Annotated in this window: 16 protein-coding genes; 11 read left to right on the plus strand and 5 right to left on the minus strand. The window is 60.4% G+C overall.

What is annotated here, in order from left to right; translation table 11 throughout:
- The first annotated feature begins 106 nt into the window (after positions 1–106).
- Together SOP95_RS14115 and SOP95_RS14120 are read left to right on the plus strand one after the other, a co-directional pair.
- On the plus strand, positions 107–352 hold the full coding sequence (locus tag SOP95_RS14115) for a GlsB/YeaQ/YmgE family stress response membrane protein (protein ID WP_045057799.1): 246 nt from the start codon (positions 107–109) through the stop codon (positions 350–352).
- 83 nt (positions 353–435) lie between these two features.
- Positions 436–972: a DUF3299 domain-containing protein gene (locus SOP95_RS14120; RefSeq protein WP_274073744.1), complete on the plus strand. Its 537-nt coding sequence runs from the start codon at positions 436–438 to the stop codon at positions 970–972.
- A 131-nt stretch (positions 973–1,103) separates the two neighbouring features.
- Here the strand turns inward: SOP95_RS14120 and SOP95_RS14125 are convergent, their stop codons facing one another.
- Together SOP95_RS14125 and SOP95_RS14130 are read right to left on the minus strand one after the other, a co-directional pair.
- Positions 1,104–2,003 (minus strand): D-hexose-6-phosphate mutarotase, encoded by a 900-nt coding sequence (locus SOP95_RS14125; protein WP_323607391.1) that lies wholly within the window; start codon positions 2,001–2,003, stop codon positions 1,104–1,106.
- A gap of 73 nt (positions 2,004–2,076) precedes the next feature.
- Positions 2,077–2,481 carry an acyl-CoA thioesterase gene (locus SOP95_RS14130; RefSeq protein WP_007896491.1) on the minus strand — a complete coding sequence of 135 codons (405 nt, stop codon included), beginning with the start codon at positions 2,479–2,481 and terminating at the stop codon, positions 2,077–2,079.
- A 360-nt stretch (positions 2,482–2,841) separates the two neighbouring features.
- Here SOP95_RS14130 and SOP95_RS14135 point away from each other — a divergent pair, with 360 nt between their 5' ends.
- From SOP95_RS14135 to SOP95_RS14170, 8 genes are all read left to right on the plus strand, one after another.
- On the plus strand, positions 2,842–4,140 hold the full coding sequence (locus SOP95_RS14135; RefSeq protein WP_274073742.1) for an MFS transporter: 1,299 nt from the start codon (positions 2,842–2,844) through the stop codon (positions 4,138–4,140).
- 232 nt (positions 4,141–4,372) lie between these two features.
- Positions 4,373–5,374, plus strand: a complete 1,002-nt coding sequence (locus SOP95_RS14140; protein ID WP_274073741.1) for a phosphate ABC transporter substrate-binding protein PstS — start codon at positions 4,373–4,375, stop codon at positions 5,372–5,374.
- 220 nt (positions 5,375–5,594) lie between these two features.
- A complete protein-coding gene (locus tag SOP95_RS14145) occupies positions 5,595–7,877 on the plus strand; it encodes an ABC transporter permease subunit (RefSeq protein ID WP_274073740.1) in 2,283 nt (760 codons plus the stop codon).
- Positions 7,878–7,892: 15 nt separating this feature from the next.
- Positions 7,893–9,563, plus strand: a complete 1,671-nt coding sequence (pstA, locus tag SOP95_RS14150) for a phosphate ABC transporter permease PstA (protein ID WP_274073739.1) — start codon at positions 7,893–7,895, stop codon at positions 9,561–9,563.
- A gap of 172 nt (positions 9,564–9,735) precedes the next feature.
- On the plus strand, positions 9,736–10,569 hold the full coding sequence (gene pstB, locus SOP95_RS14155; RefSeq protein WP_008064516.1) for a phosphate ABC transporter ATP-binding protein PstB: 834 nt from the start codon (positions 9,736–9,738) through the stop codon (positions 10,567–10,569).
- Positions 10,570–10,683: 114 nt separating this feature from the next.
- Positions 10,684–11,445 (plus strand): phosphate signaling complex protein PhoU, encoded by a 762-nt coding sequence (gene phoU / locus SOP95_RS14160; protein WP_008064514.1) that lies wholly within the window; start codon positions 10,684–10,686, stop codon positions 11,443–11,445.
- Positions 11,446–11,525: 80 nt separating this feature from the next.
- Positions 11,526–12,425, plus strand: coding sequence for a response regulator (locus tag SOP95_RS14165; protein WP_323607392.1), 900 nt, complete (start codon positions 11,526–11,528; stop codon positions 12,423–12,425).
- Between the two features lie 287 nt (positions 12,426–12,712).
- Positions 12,713–13,609 (plus strand): peptidoglycan DD-metalloendopeptidase family protein, encoded by an 897-nt coding sequence (locus SOP95_RS14170; protein ID WP_274073737.1) that lies wholly within the window; start codon positions 12,713–12,715, stop codon positions 13,607–13,609.
- A gap of 113 nt (positions 13,610–13,722) precedes the next feature.
- Here the strand turns inward: SOP95_RS14170 and SOP95_RS14175 are convergent, their stop codons facing one another.
- The 3 genes from SOP95_RS14175 to phoB all read right to left on the minus strand — a co-directional run bounded on the left by SOP95_RS14175 (position 13,723) and on the right by phoB (position 17,243).
- A complete protein-coding gene (locus SOP95_RS14175) occupies positions 13,723–15,063 on the minus strand; it encodes a hemolysin family protein (RefSeq protein ID WP_274073736.1) in 1,341 nt (446 codons plus the stop codon).
- A 123-nt stretch (positions 15,064–15,186) separates the two neighbouring features.
- Positions 15,187–16,473 carry a phosphate regulon sensor histidine kinase PhoR gene (gene phoR / locus SOP95_RS14180; RefSeq protein WP_274073871.1) on the minus strand — a complete coding sequence of 429 codons (1,287 nt, stop codon included), beginning with the start codon at positions 16,471–16,473 and terminating at the stop codon, positions 15,187–15,189.
- 80 nt (positions 16,474–16,553) lie between these two features.
- A complete protein-coding gene (phoB, locus tag SOP95_RS14185) occupies positions 16,554–17,243 on the minus strand; it encodes a phosphate regulon transcriptional regulator PhoB (protein WP_020797927.1) in 690 nt (229 codons plus the stop codon).
- 152 nt (positions 17,244–17,395) lie between these two features.
- On the opposite strand from phoB, the gene SOP95_RS14190 reads away from it, so the two are divergent.
- Positions 17,396–17,782: a COG4315 family predicted lipoprotein gene (locus SOP95_RS14190; protein ID WP_274073735.1), complete on the plus strand. Its 387-nt coding sequence runs from the start codon at positions 17,396–17,398 to the stop codon at positions 17,780–17,782.
- The last annotated feature ends 55 nt before the right edge of the window (positions 17,783–17,837 follow it).

Raw genomic sequence — 17,837 nt, forward strand, 5'->3', positions numbered from 1 at the left:
TTCATGTGGCAGCGGCGGAACCATTCAGGGGCCGCCGTTCTCTCATGGCAGGATGCCAAAGTCTGACTAGGCTTTCGCATAACCAACCAAATCAGAGGGAAATGCCATGGGAATTATCGGAACCATCTTTATCGGCTTGATCGTCGGCCTGCTGGCACGGTTCCTCAAACCGGGCGATGACAGCATGGGCTGGATCATGACCATCCTGCTCGGTATTGGCGGTTCGCTGGCGGCTACTTATGGCGGCCAGGCCCTGGGTTTCTACCAGGCGGGCGAAGGTGCAGGCTTCCTCGGGGCGCTGGTGGGCGCTGTGATCTTGCTGGTGATCTACGGCCTGATCAAAAAGAACTGATTCAAGCGACAAAGTCCTCTCGGCGGCGCAGCCCGGGAGGACTAGAATGCCCGGCGATTTCCTTATCCCTACCGAGCATTTTCATGCGCCGTCTTCTGCTGACTCTTGTTTTACTGAGTACGGGCCTTGCCCATGCCGGCGAGCTGCCGGAAACCGACTGGCTCGAACTGATGCCCAAGTCGGACCAGAAAGCCCTCGAGGCCATGCCCGAAATCGACCACGACTCCCCGGAAGCCAATGGCACCTTCACTGAAAAAGGTGGCATGAAGCAGAGCAAGGGTTTGCCCGCGGTGATGTATTCGACCAGGACCGTAGCGTCGATGAACGACAAGGACATCCGTATCGGTGGTTACCCGGTACCGCTGGAGTCTGACGCCAAGGGCCGTAGCACCTTGTTTTTCCTGGTGCCTTACCCGGGCGCCTGCATCCACGTTCCACCTCCGCCACCCAATCAACTGGTGCTGGTGCGTTATCCCAAGGGCTTGAAGCTGGAGGATATCTACACGCCGCTGTGGGTGACCGGCACGCTGAAGATCGAGAAGGTCAGCAATGACCTGGCGGATGCGGCCTATGCGCTGGATGCGGCGAAGGTGAGGGTGGTGCAGGAGTCGGATTTGTAACTCGCCGGTTGGCATGGCACAGCCAAATGTGGGAGCGGGCTTGCTCGCGAAGGCGATATGTCAGGCAACATTTATGTCAACTGACACTCCCTCTTCGCGAGCAAGCCCGCTCCCACATTGGTTTCATGGTGCTACAGAGATTTGCTGCCGATGCTTACGCCCAAGGTGTGGCTGGCACCCGGTGCCAAAGTCACCACATCCCCCAAGACGTTCGCCGTTTCAATGCACAGCATGCGCTGCCAGCCATCGTCGGCCATGTCGCTGAATGCCGCGGCGCGTTCGGTCCACGGGTTCCAGATTACTGCTGAACGTGAGCCGGTACTGGTCAGCTCGATTCGCCGTTCCCAGGCCGGGTCGACAATGCTCAGCCGGCTCGGTGTATCGAGGTAGATGCGATCGGTTTCGCCGGTAAAGCGCAAGTCACCGGCCTGGGTCACGGTTTTCCAGTCGTCCAGGGTCTCGATATAGCTCAAGCCGTCCAGCCCTTCGACATGCACTTCGCGCACATCGCTGACCGCGAAATAGCTGTGCAGCGCCTGGCTGATCGTAACGGTGTCGGTGCCCTGGTTGTGGCTGGTCAGGCTGATATGCAACTGCTCATCCAGACGAATGCTCAACTTCAGGTCGACCTGGTGTGGCCAGCCTGGCAAGCCGTCTTCGGGGCAGGGCAAGAGGAATTCGATCTTCAGGCTTTCACCCTCGGCCTCGATGCCGCCCAACTCCCAGTCCATCGTCCGCACCAGCCCATGGGCAGTGGCGGGTTCGTTGCTGACGCGCATCGCCTGGACGCTCTGCGGGTTGCGCGCCAGGTTGCCGAACCACGGCCAGCACACCGGCACGCCGGCACGGATGCTTTTGCCGGCCTTGAACACGGCCTCGTCGTTGAGCCAGATCAGCGGCGGTTGCCCAGCCAATTGATAGCTGAGGATGTGCGCACCTTGCTGGGCCACCAGCAATTCGGCCTGACCGTGGCGGATGCGCCAGCAGTTCAGTTCATCCAGTTTGACGGCTTCAACGTTGGGCGTGCTCATGGGACAGCTCTCGATCAGTAACAATGACTGCAATGGACCGCAAAACGCCTGGCGGGTTTAACGCAGCCGGGTTTTAACGAGCCCGGGGCGGAACAGAACGGGTACGGCCGCTGCCATCGATGGCGACAAACACGAACACCGCTTCAGTGACTTTGCGCCATTCGCTGGACAGTGGATCGTCGCTCCAGACCTCGACCATCATCTGGATCGAGCTGCGGCCGATTTCCAGGGCCTGGGTATAAAAGGAGAGCTGGGCGCCCACGGCGACCGGAACCAGGAAGGCCATGCGGTCGATCGCGACAGTGGCCACGCGACCGCCGGCCACCTTGCTGGCCATCGCGGTACCGGCCAAATCCATCTGCGCTACCAGCCAGCCGCCGAAAATATCGCCAAAGCCGTTGGTTTCGCGAGGAAGCGCGGTGATTTGCAGGGCCAGGTCGCCTTGCGGGATCGGATCTTCTTGTTCGAGCTCTATCATGCCGGGGGTGCCTCTGACCCGTGACTCTTCGTAGGTATAGCGGGTGAATAGCCGTCTCGGAAAAACGATTCATCCCCGAACATACTGCGTTCGTCACGTTTTTCGTAAGGCGCCTAAAGGGAAACTCTGCGAAATCGCCTGTGAACCTGAGGCGTTTTCGCACAGCAACCCTTGTTAGCTATCGCTCACTTGCGAGTATATCGGTCGGTAGACTCCGATACGACCGTCGGGTTCTCATTTTGACCATCAAATACGCGCCTCTATGTGCTTTTTCGAACAATTTGCTATCGTGCCGGTCCTGCCCGAGCCCTTGCCAGCGTTGTTGGGGCGGCAGACCTGACTATAAGAGAAGCCCTTGCCATGACCACAGCGCCCTCGAGTATCGCGCAGCCTTCCCAATCCGCACGTCCGCTGACCCGCAACGATTACAAGACGCTATCGCTGTCGGCCCTGGGCGGGGCGCTGGAATTCTACGATTTCATCATCTTCGTGTTCTTCGCCACGGTGGTGGGCAAGCTGTTCTTCCCGGCGGACATGCCCGAGTGGCTGCGCCTGATGCAGACCTTCGGCATCTTCGCCGCCGGTTACCTGGCGCGACCGCTGGGCGGCATCGTGATGGCGCACTTCGGCGACCTGCTGGGGCGCAAGAAGATGTTCACCCTGAGCATCTTCATGATGGCGGTGCCGACCCTGATCATGGGCCTGCTGCCGACTTATGCGCAGATCGGCATGTGGGCGCCGATCCTGTTGCTGCTGATGCGGGTGATCCAGGGCGCGGCGATTGGCGGTGAGGTGCCGGGTGCTTGGGTTTTCGTGTCTGAACACGTCCCGCAGCGGCATGTCGGTTATGCCTGCGGCACCCTGACCAGCGGCCTGACGGCGGGCATCCTCCTGGGTTCGCTGGTCGCCACGGCGATCAACAGCGTCTATACCCCGGTTGAAGTAGCGGATTACGCCTGGCGGATCCCGTTCCTGTTGGGTGGCGTGTTTGGCTTGTTCTCGGTGTACCTGCGCCGCTGGCTGCACGAAACTCCGGTGTTTGCAGAGCTGCAACAGCGCAAGGCCCTGGCCGAAGAAGTGCCATTGCGTGCGGTGCTGCGTGACCATCGTGGCGCGATTGCCATTTCGATGCTGCTGACCTGGCTGTTGTCCGCCGCCATCGTGGTGTTGATCCTGATGACCCCGACCGTGCTGCAGACGGTCTATCACTTCTCGCCAACCATCTCGTTGCAGTCCAACAGTGTGGCCATCGTGTTCCTGAGCATTGGCTGCATCATTGCCGGCGCCCTGGCGGATCGTTTTGGCGCGGGGCGCGTGTTCGTGGTCGGTTGCACGGCATTGCTGGCCAGTTCCTGGACCTTCTATCACAGCCTGGCCGACCATCCTGACTGGTTGTTCCCGCTGTACGCCCTGACCGGCCTGCTGGTGGGCACCATCGGTGCGGTGCCGTACGTGATGGTCAAGGCGTTCCCGCCGGTGGTGCGTTTCAGCGGCCTGTCGTTCTCCTACAACGTGGCCTATGCGATTTTCGGTGGGTTGACGCCGATGATCGTCAGCCTGTTGCTCAAGGAGAGCCCGATGGGGCCTGCCTATTATGTGGCGGTGCTTTGCGGAGTCGGGATTCTGGTGGGTGCTTATCTGTGGAAGAAGGGTCGATAATTTTCGACTTTCCTATCGTCTGTACCGTCCCAATCGCCAGCAGGCTGGCTCCCACATTGAAATGCATTCCAATGTGGGAGCCAGCCTGCTGGCGATTGGGGCGCCATAAATCATGTTCTAAAAACTCGAATACTGGCCTTTCATCCAATTGTCATATTTCAGCCATAGAGTGTTCACACGGCCTGCTGATACTTGGCCCCGAATAACACACCCTATCTGCTAGGAGTAAGGCATGAAACTGAAGCGTTTGATGGCGGCAATGACTTTTGTCGCTGCTGGCGTTGCGACTGCCAACGCGGTTGCCGCTGTTGACCCTGCTATCCCGAGCTACACCAAGACCACTGGTGTGTCGGGCAACCTGTCCAGCGTCGGTTCCGATACCCTGGCCAACCTCATGACCCTCTGGGCCGAGAACTACAAAAAAGAATACCCGAACGTCAACATCCAGATTCAGGCCGCCGGTTCGTCTACCGCGCCACCTGCGCTGACCGAAGGCACCGCTAACCTGGGCCCGATGAGCCGCAAGATGAAGGACAACGAGCTGCAAGCCTTCGAAACCAAGTATGGCTACAAGCCAACCGCTATCCCGGTTGCCGTGGACGCCTTGGCTGTATTCGTGCACAAGGACAACCCGATCAAGGGCCTGACCATGGCTCAGGTCGACGCGATTTTCTCCTCGACTCGCCTGTGCGGCGCCAAGACCGACGTCAAGACCTGGGGTGACCTGGGCGTGACCGGTGACCTGGCCAACAAGCCCCTTCAACTGTTCGGTCGTAACTCGGTATCCGGTACTTACGGCTACTTCAAGGAAGAAGCCCTGTGCAAAGGCGACTTCAAGCCAAACGTCAACGAACAGCCAGGTTCGGCTTCGGTTGTGCAGTCGATCAGCAGCTCGCTTAACGGCGTCGGCTACTCGGGCATCGGCTACAAGACTGCCAGCGTGAAAACCGTTGCCCTGTCCAAGAAAGAAGGCGGCGAGTTCATCGAAGACACCGAAGAAAACGCCCTGAACGGCAAGTACCCGCTGTCGCGCTTCCTGTACGTCTACGTCAACAAGGCCCCGAACAAGCCTCTGGCCCCGCTGGAAGCCGAGTTCGTGAAGCTGGTTCTGTCCAAGCAGGGCCAGGAAGTCGTGGTGAAAGACGGCTACATCCCGCTGCCAGCCAAGGTTGCAGCAAAAGCACTGGCTGACCTGGGTCTGCAGGAAGGCGGCGCAGAAGTCGCAAAAAAGTAAAACCCTAGGTCCGGGGCACGCCCCGGACCTGTGTAGGAGCGAGCTTGCTCGCGAAGCTAGGTCAGGCACAGAAAATGTGTCGGATGTACCCTCTTCGCGAGCAAGCTCGCTCCTACACAACCCCCAAATTCTCGCTCCGCTGCCGGTTTCACCAGGCGGCGGATTTGTTGCGTCACTGCACTGTCATCTTTCTGTCATACAGGATCGCTAGGGTGTGCGAATGAATGATCTGGCCAATTCCACAATGACTACAAATCCCCCCAAGCGAATTGATTTCAATACGCCTGAGCTGCAACGCAAGCGCCGCATCCGCGCGCTCAAGGATCGCCTGACCCGCTGGTACGTCCTGGTGGGCGGCCTTGCCGTTCTCGGTGCGATCACCCTGATCTTTTTCTTCCTCGCCTACGTCGTTGCGCCCCTGTTCCAGGGTGCCAGCCTGACGTCCAGCGACGCCATCACGCCGGCGTGGATGCAAGACGCCGGCAAGCCGTTGATGATCTCCCTGGAAGAGCAGAACCAGGTCGCCATGCGGGTTTCCGACAAGGGCCAGGCACTGTTTTTCGATATCGACAATGGCGCTGAACTCAAACGCGTCGATCTGCCGGTCCCGGTGGGTGCCACTGTGACGTCGATTGGTGACGACCAGCCAGGTCAACCGCTGGTGGCGGTGGGTTTCTCCAACGGCCAGGCACTGGTATTCCGTCACACTTACAAAGTCAGCTACCCGGACGGCAAGAAAACCATTACGCCGGCCATCGAGTACCCGTACGGCGAAACGCCAATCGCGCTGAATGAAGCCGGCGGTGCCCTGGAGCACGTCAGCCTCAACGCCAACGATTCGACCCTGATGCTGGTCGGTGCCACCGGTTCGCAACTCAATGTTCTGTCGCTGACCAGCGAAGAAAACATGATGACCGGCGAGATCACCAACGAGCAGAAGCGCATCGACCTGCCGCAAATGACCGAGCCGGTGAAGAACATCTTCGTCGACCCGCGCCAGCAATGGTTGTACGTGATCAACGGTCGCGCCCAGGCCGATGTGTTCAGCCTGCGCGACAAGAGCCTCAACGGTCGCTACAAACTGCTGGAAGACGGCGAAGCGCAAATCACCGCCAGTACCCAACTGGTGGGTGGCATCTCGCTGATCCTCGGCGACTCCAAGGGTGGCCTGGCCCAGTGGTTCATGGCTCGCGACCCGGATGGCGAGCAGCGCCTGAAGCAGATCCGTACCTTCCAGATGGGCACCACGCCTATCGTTGAAATCACCGCTGAAGAGCGCCGCAAGGGCTTCGTTGCCCTCGATGCCGCCGGCAAGCTCGGCGTGTTCCACAGCACCGCGCACCGTACCTTGCTGGTCGACCAGGTGGTCGAGGGCCAGGGCGTGTTCGGTCTGTCGCCACGGGCCAACCGTGTGATCGTCGAAGCCGGCGGCAAGCTGCAACCGTTGCTGCTCGACAACCCGCACCCGGAAGTGTCGTGGAGCGCGTTGTGGAGCAAGGTCTGGTACGAAAACTACGACGAGCCTAAATACGTCTGGCAATCGACCGCCGCCAACACCGACTTCGAACCGAAACTGAGCCTGTCGCCACTGACCTTCGGTACCCTCAAGGCCGCGTTCTACGCCATGCTGCTGGCCGCTCCACTGGCCGTCGCGGCTGCGATCTACACCGCGTACTTCATGGCCCCGGGCATGCGCCGCAAGGTCAAGCCGGTGATCGAGCTGATGGAAGCGATGCCGACGGTGATCCTCGGTTTCTTCGCCGGCCTGTTCCTCGCGCCATATGTAGAAGGGCACCTGCCGGGCATCTTCAGTCTGCTGATGTTGCTGCCGATCGGCATCCTGGTTGCCGGTTTCACCTTCAGCCGCCTGCCTGAGTCGATCCGCCTGAAAGTCCCGGATGGCTGGGAAAGTGCGCTGCTGATTCCAGTGATCCTGTTCGTGGGCTGGCTGTCGCTGTACATGAGCCCGTTCATGGAAAACTGGTTCTTCGGCGGCGACATGCGCATGTGGATCTCCCACGACCTGGGGATTACCTACGACCAGCGCAACGCACTGGTGGTCGGCCTGGCCATGGGCTTCGCGGTCATCCCGAACATCTACTCCATCGCCGAAGACGCCGTGTTCAGCGTGCCTCGCGGCCTGACCCTGGGCTCCCTGGCCCTTGGTGCAACGCCGTGGCAGACCATGACCCGCGTAGTGATTCTCACCGCCAGCCCGGGCATCTTCTCGGCACTGATGATCGGCATGGGCCGTGCGGTCGGTGAAACCATGATCGTGTTGATGGCCACCGGTAACACCCCGGTCATGGAAATGAACCTGTTCGAAGGCCTGCGTACCCTCGCCGCCAACGTCGCGGTGGAAATGCCGGAGTCGGAAGTCGGCGGCAGCCACTACCGCGTGCTGTTCCTCTCGGCGTTGGTGCTGTTGCTGTTCACCTTCGTCATGAACACCCTCGCAGAACTGATTCGTCAGCGTCTGCGCAAGAAATACTCGTCGCTTTAAGAAAGGTAGAAGTCTGTGAAACAGAACTCCCTGAAAGGATGGTTCAAGAGCGGCGCCCCAGGCGTCTGGATCAGCGGTGGCGCGGTGTCCATCGCGGTCATCATGACCATTGGCCTGCTGGCGGTGATTGCCGTGCGCGGCCTGGGTCACTTCTGGCCGGCGGACCTGATCCACGCCAGCTACGACGTGCCGGGCCAGGCCAATCACCTGGTCGTCGGCGAAGTGGTGCAGAAGGAAGAAGTGCCGCGTGCACGTCTGAAGAGCGCCGGCCTGCCGGTGCCCGAGGATGGCCCGGAGTTCATGACCCGCGAGCTGATCAAGGTCGGCAACCGAGACCTGAACGGCAACGACTTCACGTGGATCGTCGGCGAGTGGCTGACCAACCAGAAGACACCGCCAGAGCTGATGGCGATCGAGCGTCGCGAGTGGGGCAATTTCTACGGCTACCTGGTCAACGTCAAGCAGGACGGCAAGGTCATTGCCGAGGGCGAGGCTGCATGGCCTGAGCTGCAGGCGCGGATCAACCGCGTGAATCAACTGGCCGCGCAACTCAAGACCCTGGAAAAAACCGATATCGGCGCGATCAACGCCGGTCTCGAGCGGATCCGCTTGCACGGTCGCAAACTGGAGCTGGACGGCAAGCTCGACGCGGCCGCGCAAGCGGACATGGAATCCGATCGCGCCGAACTCAATGCCCGTTATCAGGACATCGAAGCACGCCTGGGTGACCTGCACGCGCAGTTCAATCGCGACAGCCTCACCGCCCGCGATGCCAACGGCAAGGAAATCGAAATCGGCCTGGGTAAAGTGGTTCACGCCTACCAGCCGAACGCCATGGGCACCTTCACCAAGATCGGTTTCTACTTCAGCAAGGTCTGGGAATTCCTGAGCGACGACCCCCGTGAAGCCAACACCGAAGGCGGGATTTTCCCGGCGATCTTCGGCACCGTGATGATGACCCTGATCATGGCGATGATCGTGACCCCGTTCGGCGTGCTGGCGGCGGTGTACCTGCGCGAATACGCCAAGCAGAACACTCTGACCCGGGTGATCCGTATTGCGGTGAACAACCTGGCGGGTGTTCCGGCGATCGTTTACGGCGTGTTCGGCTTGGGCTTCTTCGTCTATGTGCTGGGTGGCTCGCTCGACCGGTTGTTCTTCCCTGAAGCCTTGCCGGCGCCGACCTTCGGTACACCGGGCTTGATGTGGGCTTCGTTGACCCTGGCGCTGTTGGCGGTGCCGGTGGTGATCGTGGCCACCGAAGAAGGCCTGGCGCGGATTCCTCGCACCGTGCGCGAAGGCTCGTTGGCCCTCGGCGCGACCAAGGCGGAAACCTTGTGGAAGATCGTGCTGCCAATGGCCAGCCCGGCGATGATGACCGGCATGATCCTCGCCGTGGCCCGCGCCGCCGGTGAAGTGGCGCCATTGATGCTGGTGGGTGTGGTGAAACTGGCGCCGTCGTTGCCGGTGGACGGCAACTACCCGTACCTGCACCTGGACCAGAAGATCATGCACCTGGGCTTCCACATCTATGACGTAGGCTTCCAGAGCCCGAACGTCGAAGCCGCGCGGCCGCTGGTGTATGCCACGGCGCTGCTGCTGGTGCTGGTGATCGCCACGTTGAACCTGTCGGCGGTGTACATCCGTAACCACCTGCGCGAGAAGTACAAGGCGCTGGATAGCTAATCACCGCGGCCCCTGTAGGAGCTGGCTTGCCAGCGAAGCTTTTGGCGTCAGTGAGTACGCCTTCGCTGGCAAGCCAGCTCCTACAGGGGACCGGCGCAACACACAGAATTTGAGTAACCCGCAGGCCCGGCCTGCGGCCCCGAACCGAATTTGTTAGCACAGGGAGCCTCCCATGCAGCACGAAGCACATACCCACGGCATCAACATGTCGGCCCTGGGTCGCGACAAACAGAGCCTGAGCCTCGAGCAGGAAACCGTAGCCATCGAAGTGCCGGGCCTGAGCCTGTTCTACGGCGACAAACAAGCGCTGTACGACGTCAGCATGAACATCCCGAAACAGCGCGTGACCGCCTTCATCGGCCCGTCCGGCTGCGGCAAGTCGACGCTGCTGCGCACCTTCAACCGCATGAACGACCTGGTGGACGGTTGCCGTGTCGAAGGCGCGATCAACCTGTACGGCAACAACATCTACCGCAAGGGCGAAGACGTGGCCGAGCTGCGTCGTCGCGTCGGCATGGTGTTCCAGAAGCCGAACCCGTTCCCGAAAACCATCTACGAAAACGTGGTCTACGGCCTGCGCATCCAGGGCATCAACAAGAAGCGCGTACTGGACGAAGCCGTTGAGTGGGCATTGAAAGGCGCGGCCTTGTGGGACGAAGTCAAAGACCGTCTGCACGAGTCGGCACTGGGCCTGTCCGGTGGTCAGCAACAACGTCTGGTGATCGCCCGCACCATCGCCGTGGAACCGGAAGTGCTGTTGCTCGACGAACCCTGCTCGGCACTCGACCCGATCTCGACGCTGAAGGTCGAAGAGCTGATCTACGAACTGAAATCGAAGTTCACCATCGTCATCGTGACCCACAACATGCAACAGGCCGCGCGGGTTTCCGACTACACGGCGTTCATGTACATGGGCAAACTGGTGGAATTCGGCGACACCGATACTCTGTTCACCAATCCGGCGAAGAAGCAGACCGAAGACTACATCACCGGACGATACGGCTAGCCGTACAGCCGCAAGCTTCGAGCTGCAAGCGGCAAGTAAAAGCAGTTCAGCGTAACGACTCAAATCAGCTTGCAGCTTGTAGCTTGCGGCTTACAGCTTTTGCGGAGCAATCGCATGATTAGTAAAGAAGGCCTTACCCACCACATTTCCGCGCAGTTCAACGCCGAACTGGAGGAAGTGCGCAGCCACCTCCTGGCCATGGGCGGGCTGGTCGAGAAGCAGGTCAACGACGCGGTCACCGCGCTGATCGAGGCCGATTCCGGCCTGGCCCAGCAGGTGCGCGAGATCGACGACCAGATCAACCAGATGGAACGCAACATCGACGAAGAATGCCTGCGCATCCTGGCCCGTCGCCAGCCGGCGGCGTCCGATTTGCGCCTGATCATCAGCATCTCCAAGTCGGTGATCGACCTGGAGCGCATCGGTGACGAAGCGACCAAGATCGCCCGTCGCGCCATCCAGCTGTGCGAAGAAGGCGAAGCACCGCGCGGTTACGTCGAGGTGCGGCACATCGGCGACCAGGTGCGCAACATGGTCCGTGATGCGCTGGATGCCTTTGCCCGTTTCGACGCCGACCTGGCGTTGTCGGTGGCGCAGTACGACAAGATCATCGACCGCGAATACAAGACCGCCCTGCGTGAGCTGGCAACCTACATGATGGAAGACCCGCGCTCTATCTCGCGGGTCTTGAGCATCATCTGGGTCCTGCGTTCGCTGGAGCGTATCGGCGACCACGCGCGCAATATCTCGGAACTGGTGATTTATCTGGTGCGCGGCACTGACGTTCGTCACCTGGGCCTCAAGCGCATGAAGGAAGAAGTTGAAGGGACCAGCGGCGAAACCGCTAATGTTCCGGGTAAATCTGACGATAAGTAAGATTGCCCAACTAAAGCGCCCGGCCTATTGGCCGGGCGTTTTCGTTTGGGGTTCACCGGGATTTTTTAAAGGGGTTGTGGATGAGTAAGGTCAGTGTGTTGGTCGTGGACGATGCTGCGTTCATTCGTGACCTGGTGAAGAAATGCCTGCGCAACTATTTTCCGGGCATGCGCATCGAAGACGCGGTCAACGGCCGCAAGGCTCAGTCGCTGCTGGCCAGGGAAGCATTTGACCTGGTGCTGTGCGACTGGGAAATGCCGGAGATGTCGGGCCTGGAACTGCTGACCTGGTGCCGCGGGCAAGACAGCCTCAAAGGCATGCCATTCGTGATGGTGACCAGCCGCGGCGACAAGGAAAACGTCGTCCAGGCGATCCAGTCCGGCGTTTCCGGTTACGTCAGCAAGCCGTTCACCAACGAGCAACTGATCACCAAGGTCAAGCAGGCGCTGCACAAGGTCGGCAAACTCGACATCTTGACGAGCGTGGCGGCGACCAAAACGATCTCGGCATTCGGTACCGACACCCTGAACGCATTGACCGGCGCCAAGCCTGCCGTGAGCACACCGGCGGCCGCTGTACCGTCCCCAGGCTTGCTCAACAGCCCACCGGTCAAGGCTCCAGTGGTTGCTGCTGCTGGCGGCGGCGGGCGTGGCCAGGGTCAGCTGCGGCTGCCCAATGGCATCCAGCCGTGCGTGATCAAGGCGCTGAGCCTCAAGGAAGCGCTGCTGGTGGTCAAGCGCACCGACAGCCTGCCGCAGGTCCTCGACAGCGCCGTACTGGATCTGGAGCAGGGCGAGAGTGCCGAAGTGGCGCGGCTCAACGGTTATCTGCACGCCGTGGTGGCCCACGAGCCAAAGCCCGACAGCGACTGGCTGCAACTGACCTTCCGCTTCGTCGATCAGGACGCTCAGAAACTGGACTACATCTCCCGCCTGATTGCGCGGGGTACGGCGCAGAAACACTTTATTCCTGGCGCGTAAGCCTGGCGTCGCCTGCCAGCCCGCCATCGCGAGCAAGCCGCTCCCACAGGGTTTGCACCGTCCTGTGGGAGCTAGCCTGCTGGCGATGTCGTCAGGTCAGTCGGCATCAATGTTGAATGACAGCCCGTCATCGCCAGCAGGCTAGCTCCCACAGGTGATCGTGCTAACTTCTTGCTCGCGAAGAGGCCCCTGAAATCACCGTACATCCATCTGAACATCTGCCGACTTCACAGGTCCATTGCGCCTGCTAGGCTCAAACCCAAACCTGACTCGACAGAATCCCGCCCATGTTCGCGCGCCTGCTGTTTTTCTGTGGTCTTTTCATCGCCTCGACGTCGGCCATGGCCATGACCATCTATAAGTCCACCGACGCCGATGGCGTGGTCTCCTACAGCGACCGCCCCACCAAAGGCTCCAGCGTGTTCACGTTCCGCGATCGCATGGTCGAAAACCTCGAGCGTCAGGTGTACCTCGTGATCATGAAAAAGGACGGTGTGGACAGCGTCTACGTGCGCAATGACCTCTATGCGCCGGTAGAAATCGAATTGAGTTTCACCGGTTTGAAGAACGTCAGCGGTGCGCCGAGTCGACCCATTCGTCGGGTGATGCCTTTGCGTAGCAGCATTCGCCTTGCGCAGCTCACGCCGACCAAGGCCGGACAGCCACTCGCGTATCTGCCAAAGTTCGAATATTCCCTGGGTGACCCCGCAGGCGCTGCCGTGGCCTACCGATATCCGTACCCCTGGCGTGGCGGGCCGTTTCGCGTGAGTCAGGGTGCCGAAGGCCAGTACAGCCACTTCGGCCCGAGGAATCGCTATGCCATTGACATCGCCATGCCGGAGGGCACGCCGATTATTGCCGCGCGGGGCGGGATGGTGGTTAAGACTGAAAATGGACAGACCGGGCGTGGCACCGATCCGTCGGGCAATTTCGTGCGGGTGCTGCACGATGACGGGACGATGGGTGTGTACCTGCACCTGCAAAAAGGTTCGGTCAGCGTTCGCGAAGGACAGCGGGTGGGGGTGGGCAGCCCGCTGGCGCTATCGGGCAATACCGGCAACAGCAGCGGGCCGCATCTGCACTTCGTGGTGCAGCGCAATACCGGGATGGGATTGGTGTCGATTCCGTACCAGTTCAAGCAACCGATGGGCGCGTTGCCCAACTTTGCGTTGGGCAAGCGGTGATGGATAGTCTGACGTGACGCCTTCGCTGGCAAGCCAGCTCCTACAGGATCTGCGCATAACCTGTAGGAGCAAGCTTGCTCGCGAAGGGTTCGACTCGGTTCCAGATCAGCCCATCAATCGAGCATCAACACCTTGGCCAGCACAATCTTCGGCCCTTTCATCTTCTTGATGATGATGCGCAGGCCTTCGACTTCCAGCACTTCTTCCTCTTCAGGTACGCGCTTGAGGCTTTCGTAGACCAGGCCTGCGAGGGTTTCGGCCTCGACGTGGTCCAGGTCAATGCCCAGCAGCCGCTCGACCTTGAACAGTGGCGTATCGCCCCGTACCAGCAGCTTGCCTGGCTGATAGGCGAGGATGCCGCGCTCGGCCTTGCGATGTTCGTCCTGGATATCGCCTACCAGCACTTCCAGCACGTCTTCCATGGTCAGGTAGCCGATGATGTTGCCATCGGCTTCCTCGACCACGGCGAAGTGCGAGCCGCCCTTGCGGAACTGCTCCAGCAATTGCGACAACGGCATGTGCCGCGACACGCGCTCCAGCGGACGGGTCAGTTCGGCCAGGTTGAACGACTCGGGAATGTGGTCCAGGGCCGCCAGTTCAAGCAGCAGGTCCTTGATGTGCAGCAGGCCGACGAACTCCTGGCGCTCGCTGTCATATACCGGGTAACGGCTGAACTTGTGGCGACGGAACATCGCCAGGATTTCCTTGAGCGGTGCATTGAACTCCAGGGTCACCAGGTCTTCGCGGGAGTTGGCCCAGTCGACCACTTCCAGTTCGCCCATTTCCACGGCCGAGGCCAGTACGCGCATGCCCTGGTCGCTCGGGTCCTGGCCACGGCTGGAGTGCAGGATCAGTTTCAGTTCTTCGCGGCTGTAATGGTGCTCGTGATGCGGGCCGGGTTCGCCTTGCCCTGCGATGCGCAGGATCTGGTTGGCGCTGGCGTTGAGCAGGTAAATGGCCGGGTACATGGCCCAGTAGAACAGGTACAGCGGCACCGCGGTCCACAGCGACAGCAATTCCGGTTTGCGGATGGCCCAGGATTTCGGGGCGAGCTCGCCGACCACGATGTGCAGGTACGAAATGATGAAGAACGCGGTGAAGAACGACACGCCCTTGACCACTTCCGGCGACTGTACGCCGACCGTTTCGAGCACCGGCTCGAGAATGTGCGCGAACGCCGGCTCACCGACCCAGCCGAGGCCGAGGGAGGCGAGGGTGATACCCAATTGACACGCCGACAGGTAGGCATCGAGCTGACTGTGCACGGTGCGCAGGATGTGTCCGCGCCAGCCGTGTTGTTCAGCGATGGCTTCGACCCGGGTCGAGCGCAATTTGACCATGGCAAATTCCGCCGCAACGAAAAAGCCGTTGAGCAACACCAGGATCAGAGCAAAAAGAATCATGCCGAAGTCGGCGAATATTGTTGCGAGGGTCAAGCCAGGGGAAGGGTCCATGATGGAGTTTTGCGGGTTCCGTGTAATCGAAAGAAAAGAAAAAAGTGCACCTGAAAGGCAGGCACAAGTCAGCCAATGTAGCGGCTGACCGTGCGATTGCCTAGTGGCGCGTGCTGGCCGGTATCAGTCAGTGGTGCTGATAACCCGTGATCTGCTGACCTGGGCGGGCGCAAAGTGGCAGGTAAACGTGCTGCCGTGCCCCGGCACACTGCTGATTTCCATCCGCGCGCGGTGGCGCAACAGAACGTGCTTGACGATTGCCAGGCCCAGGCCGGTGCCACCGGTGTTGGAATTGCGACTGGAGTCGACGCGGTAGAAACGTTCGGTCAGGCGCGGCAGGTGTTTGCTGTCGATACCGATCCCGGAATCCTGCACGCTCAGGTGCGCACCTTGCTCATCGCCCCACCAGCGAATGCGGATGTTGCCTTCGGCCTGGGTGTATTTCACCGCGTTGAACACCAGGTTGGAAAACGCGCTGCGCAATTCCGCTTCACTGCCCTTGAGCAGGATCGTCGGGTCGGCTTCCAGGGTGATTTTCTGGTTTTTCTGGCCGGACAGCTGCTGGGCGTCACCCTTGATCGATTGCAGCAAGCCGTCGATGGCCACCGGCTGATTATCCGACGGGTAATCGGTGGCTTCCAATTTGGCCAGCAACAGCAGGTCGTTGAGCAAGGTCTGCATGCGTCCGCCTTGCTGCTGCATTTGCTGCAGGGCACGGGTCCAGCGCGGGTTCACTTCCTCGACATTATCGAGCAGGGTTTCCAGATAGCCACAGATCACCGTCAGCGGCGTGCGCAGTTCGTGGGAAACGTTGGCGATGAAGTCTTTGCGCATCTGCTCCAGCTGATGGATACGCGTCACGTCGCGCACCAGCATCAGGTGTTCATTGTTGCCATAGCGAGTGATGTACAGCTGGATCCGCATCCGATCGTTGGTCGGCGAAGGGATTTCCAGCGGTTCGGCGTAGCTGTCCTGCTCGAAGTACTCCTTGAAGCGCGGATGGCGTACCAGGTTGGTCACCGGCTGGCCGCTGTCCTGCGGCGTCTTTAAGCCCAGCAGGGTTTCAGCGGCGCGGTTCCACCATTCCAGGTTGCCATCGCTGTCGAGCATGACCACCGCGTCCTTCAAGGCGGCGGTGGACTCCTGGACCCGGTCGATGACCGCTTGCAGGCGTCCGCGAACGCGTTGGTCGCGACGTTGCAGGTGGTAGATGCTGTCGAACACTTCGCCCCACAGGCCGTAGCCATCGGGTGGCGCTTCATCGGGTTTGTGCAGGCGCAGCCATTCGTGCAGGCGCAGCAGTTGCTTGAGGGTCCAGGCCAGGTAAACGCCAAGTCCCGCGGCGAGGCTCCAGCCGTAGTAGCCGGTGATCAGGCCGATCACCAGGCAGGCGGTGACCAGCAGCAGCATGTGGCGAATCAGGGTGCCATGCCAGTTTTGGTTCACTTGAAGCGCGTCCTTGTCAGCTTGTCGGGCGGTGAACGTCCGGATCAGGCTTTGGTAGAAAAACGATAACCGGTGCCGCGCACGGTTTGTACCAGGTTTTCGTAGGCATCGCCGAGGGCTTTGCGCAGGCGCCGGATGTGCACGTCGACGGTGCGCTCCTCGACATACACGTTGCCGCCCCAGACCTGGTCCAGCAACTGGCCACGGGTGTAGGCGCGTTCCTGGTGGGTCATGAAGAATTGCAGCAGACGGTATTCGGTCGGCCCCATTTCCGCCGGTTTGCCGTCGATGGTCACGCGGTGGCCGATCGGGTCGAGCAGCAGGCCGCCAACTTCGATTGGCGCTTCGCCATCGCTAGGGCCGGCTCGGCGCAGCACTGCCTTGAGGCGCGCGACCAGCTCGCGGGGGGAAAAGGGTTTGGTGATGTAGTCATCGGCGCCGACTTCCAGGCCCTGGATCTTGTTGTCCTCTTCGCCCTTGGCGGTGAGCATGATGATCGGGATGTCCCCGGTCAGCTCGTCGCGCTTGAGGCGGCGGGCCAGCTCGATGCCGGACGTGCCGGGCAGCATCCAGTCGAGCAGGATCAGGTCCGGCTTGCGGTCGACGATAATGGCGTGGGCCTGCTGGGAGTTCTCCGCCTCCATGCAGTCATAGCCGGCCATTTCCAACGCAACGGCGATCATTTCGCGAATGGGTGCTTCGTCGTCGACGATCAGAATGCTCCTGCCAACCATGCGTTAATCCTCTTGTCATTTAACTGTCTTGCGCCGCATTAGATAACGGAATTATTGCAGTCGTGTGACAGTATTTTAGTCCCCCGGCGATTGTCATGAACCTGGACTAAGCTCTAAGTCCGAATCCTGACAACCACAAACGGAAGGTTTCCATGAAACACATTGCTCAATCCTGGAAGGCTTTGCTGGTGACTGCTGCGCTAACGCTGCCGACCATGGCCTTCGCCGCCGACCCGGCGATGATGAAAGATGGGATGATGGTCGACCATAAGGGCATGACCCTGTACACGTTCGACAAGGACTCGGGCGGAAAGTCGATGTGTAACGACGACTGCGCCAAGAACTGGCCGCCATTGATGGCTCCGGCGGGTGCCACGGCGTCTGGCAAGTGGAGCGTCATCAAGCGCGATGACGGTACCAGTCAATACGCTTACGACGGCAAGCCGATGTATACGTTCGTGAAAGATGAAAAGCCGGGAGACATGAAGGGCGACAAGATGAAGGACGTCTGGCACGTCATGCATGAGTCGCAAAAATAACCGGTGCCGTAATTCGCAAAAAGATCGCAGCCCCTGTAGGAGCTGCCGAAGGCTG

Origin of the sequence: Pseudomonas sp. YuFO8, assembly GCF_035065025.1 — a bacterium.
Classification (GTDB): domain Bacteria; phylum Pseudomonadota; class Gammaproteobacteria; order Pseudomonadales; family Pseudomonadaceae; genus Aquipseudomonas; species Aquipseudomonas putida_AE.

Excerpts from the sequence above, each read along its gene's own strand:
- phoB (WP_020797927.1), bottom strand. The coding sequence starts at position 17,243 with ATGGTTGGCAGGAGCATTCTGATCGTCGACGACGAAGCACCCATTCGC.
- SOP95_RS14140 (WP_274073741.1), top strand. The coding sequence starts at position 4,373 with ATGAAACTGAAGCGTTTGATGGCGGCAATGACTTTTGTCGCTGCTGGC.
- SOP95_RS14145 (WP_274073740.1), top strand. The coding sequence starts at position 5,595 with ATGAATGATCTGGCCAATTCCACAATGACTACAAATCCCCCCAAGCGA.
- phoU (WP_008064514.1), top strand. The coding sequence starts at position 10,684 with ATGATTAGTAAAGAAGGCCTTACCCACCACATTTCCGCGCAGTTCAAC.
- SOP95_RS14190 (WP_274073735.1), top strand. The coding sequence starts at position 17,396 with ATGAAACACATTGCTCAATCCTGGAAGGCTTTGCTGGTGACTGCTGCG.
- SOP95_RS14130 (WP_007896491.1), bottom strand. The coding sequence starts at position 2,481 with ATGATAGAGCTCGAACAAGAAGATCCGATCCCGCAAGGCGACCTGGCC.
- pstB (WP_008064516.1), top strand. The coding sequence starts at position 9,736 with ATGCAGCACGAAGCACATACCCACGGCATCAACATGTCGGCCCTGGGT.
- SOP95_RS14135 (WP_274073742.1), top strand. The coding sequence starts at position 2,842 with ATGACCACAGCGCCCTCGAGTATCGCGCAGCCTTCCCAATCCGCACGT.
- SOP95_RS14120 (WP_274073744.1), top strand. The coding sequence starts at position 436 with ATGCGCCGTCTTCTGCTGACTCTTGTTTTACTGAGTACGGGCCTTGCC.
- SOP95_RS14125 (WP_323607391.1), bottom strand. The coding sequence starts at position 2,003 with ATGAGCACGCCCAACGTTGAAGCCGTCAAACTGGATGAACTGAACTGC.
- SOP95_RS14115 (WP_045057799.1), top strand. The coding sequence starts at position 107 with ATGGGAATTATCGGAACCATCTTTATCGGCTTGATCGTCGGCCTGCTG.
- SOP95_RS14175 (WP_274073736.1), bottom strand. The coding sequence starts at position 15,063 with ATGGACCCTTCCCCTGGCTTGACCCTCGCAACAATATTCGCCGACTTC.
- SOP95_RS14165 (WP_323607392.1), top strand. The coding sequence starts at position 11,526 with ATGAGTAAGGTCAGTGTGTTGGTCGTGGACGATGCTGCGTTCATTCGT.
- SOP95_RS14170 (WP_274073737.1), top strand. The coding sequence starts at position 12,713 with ATGTTCGCGCGCCTGCTGTTTTTCTGTGGTCTTTTCATCGCCTCGACG.
- phoR (WP_274073871.1), bottom strand. The coding sequence starts at position 16,473 with ATGCTGCTGCTGGTCACCGCCTGCCTGGTGATCGGCCTGATCACCGGC.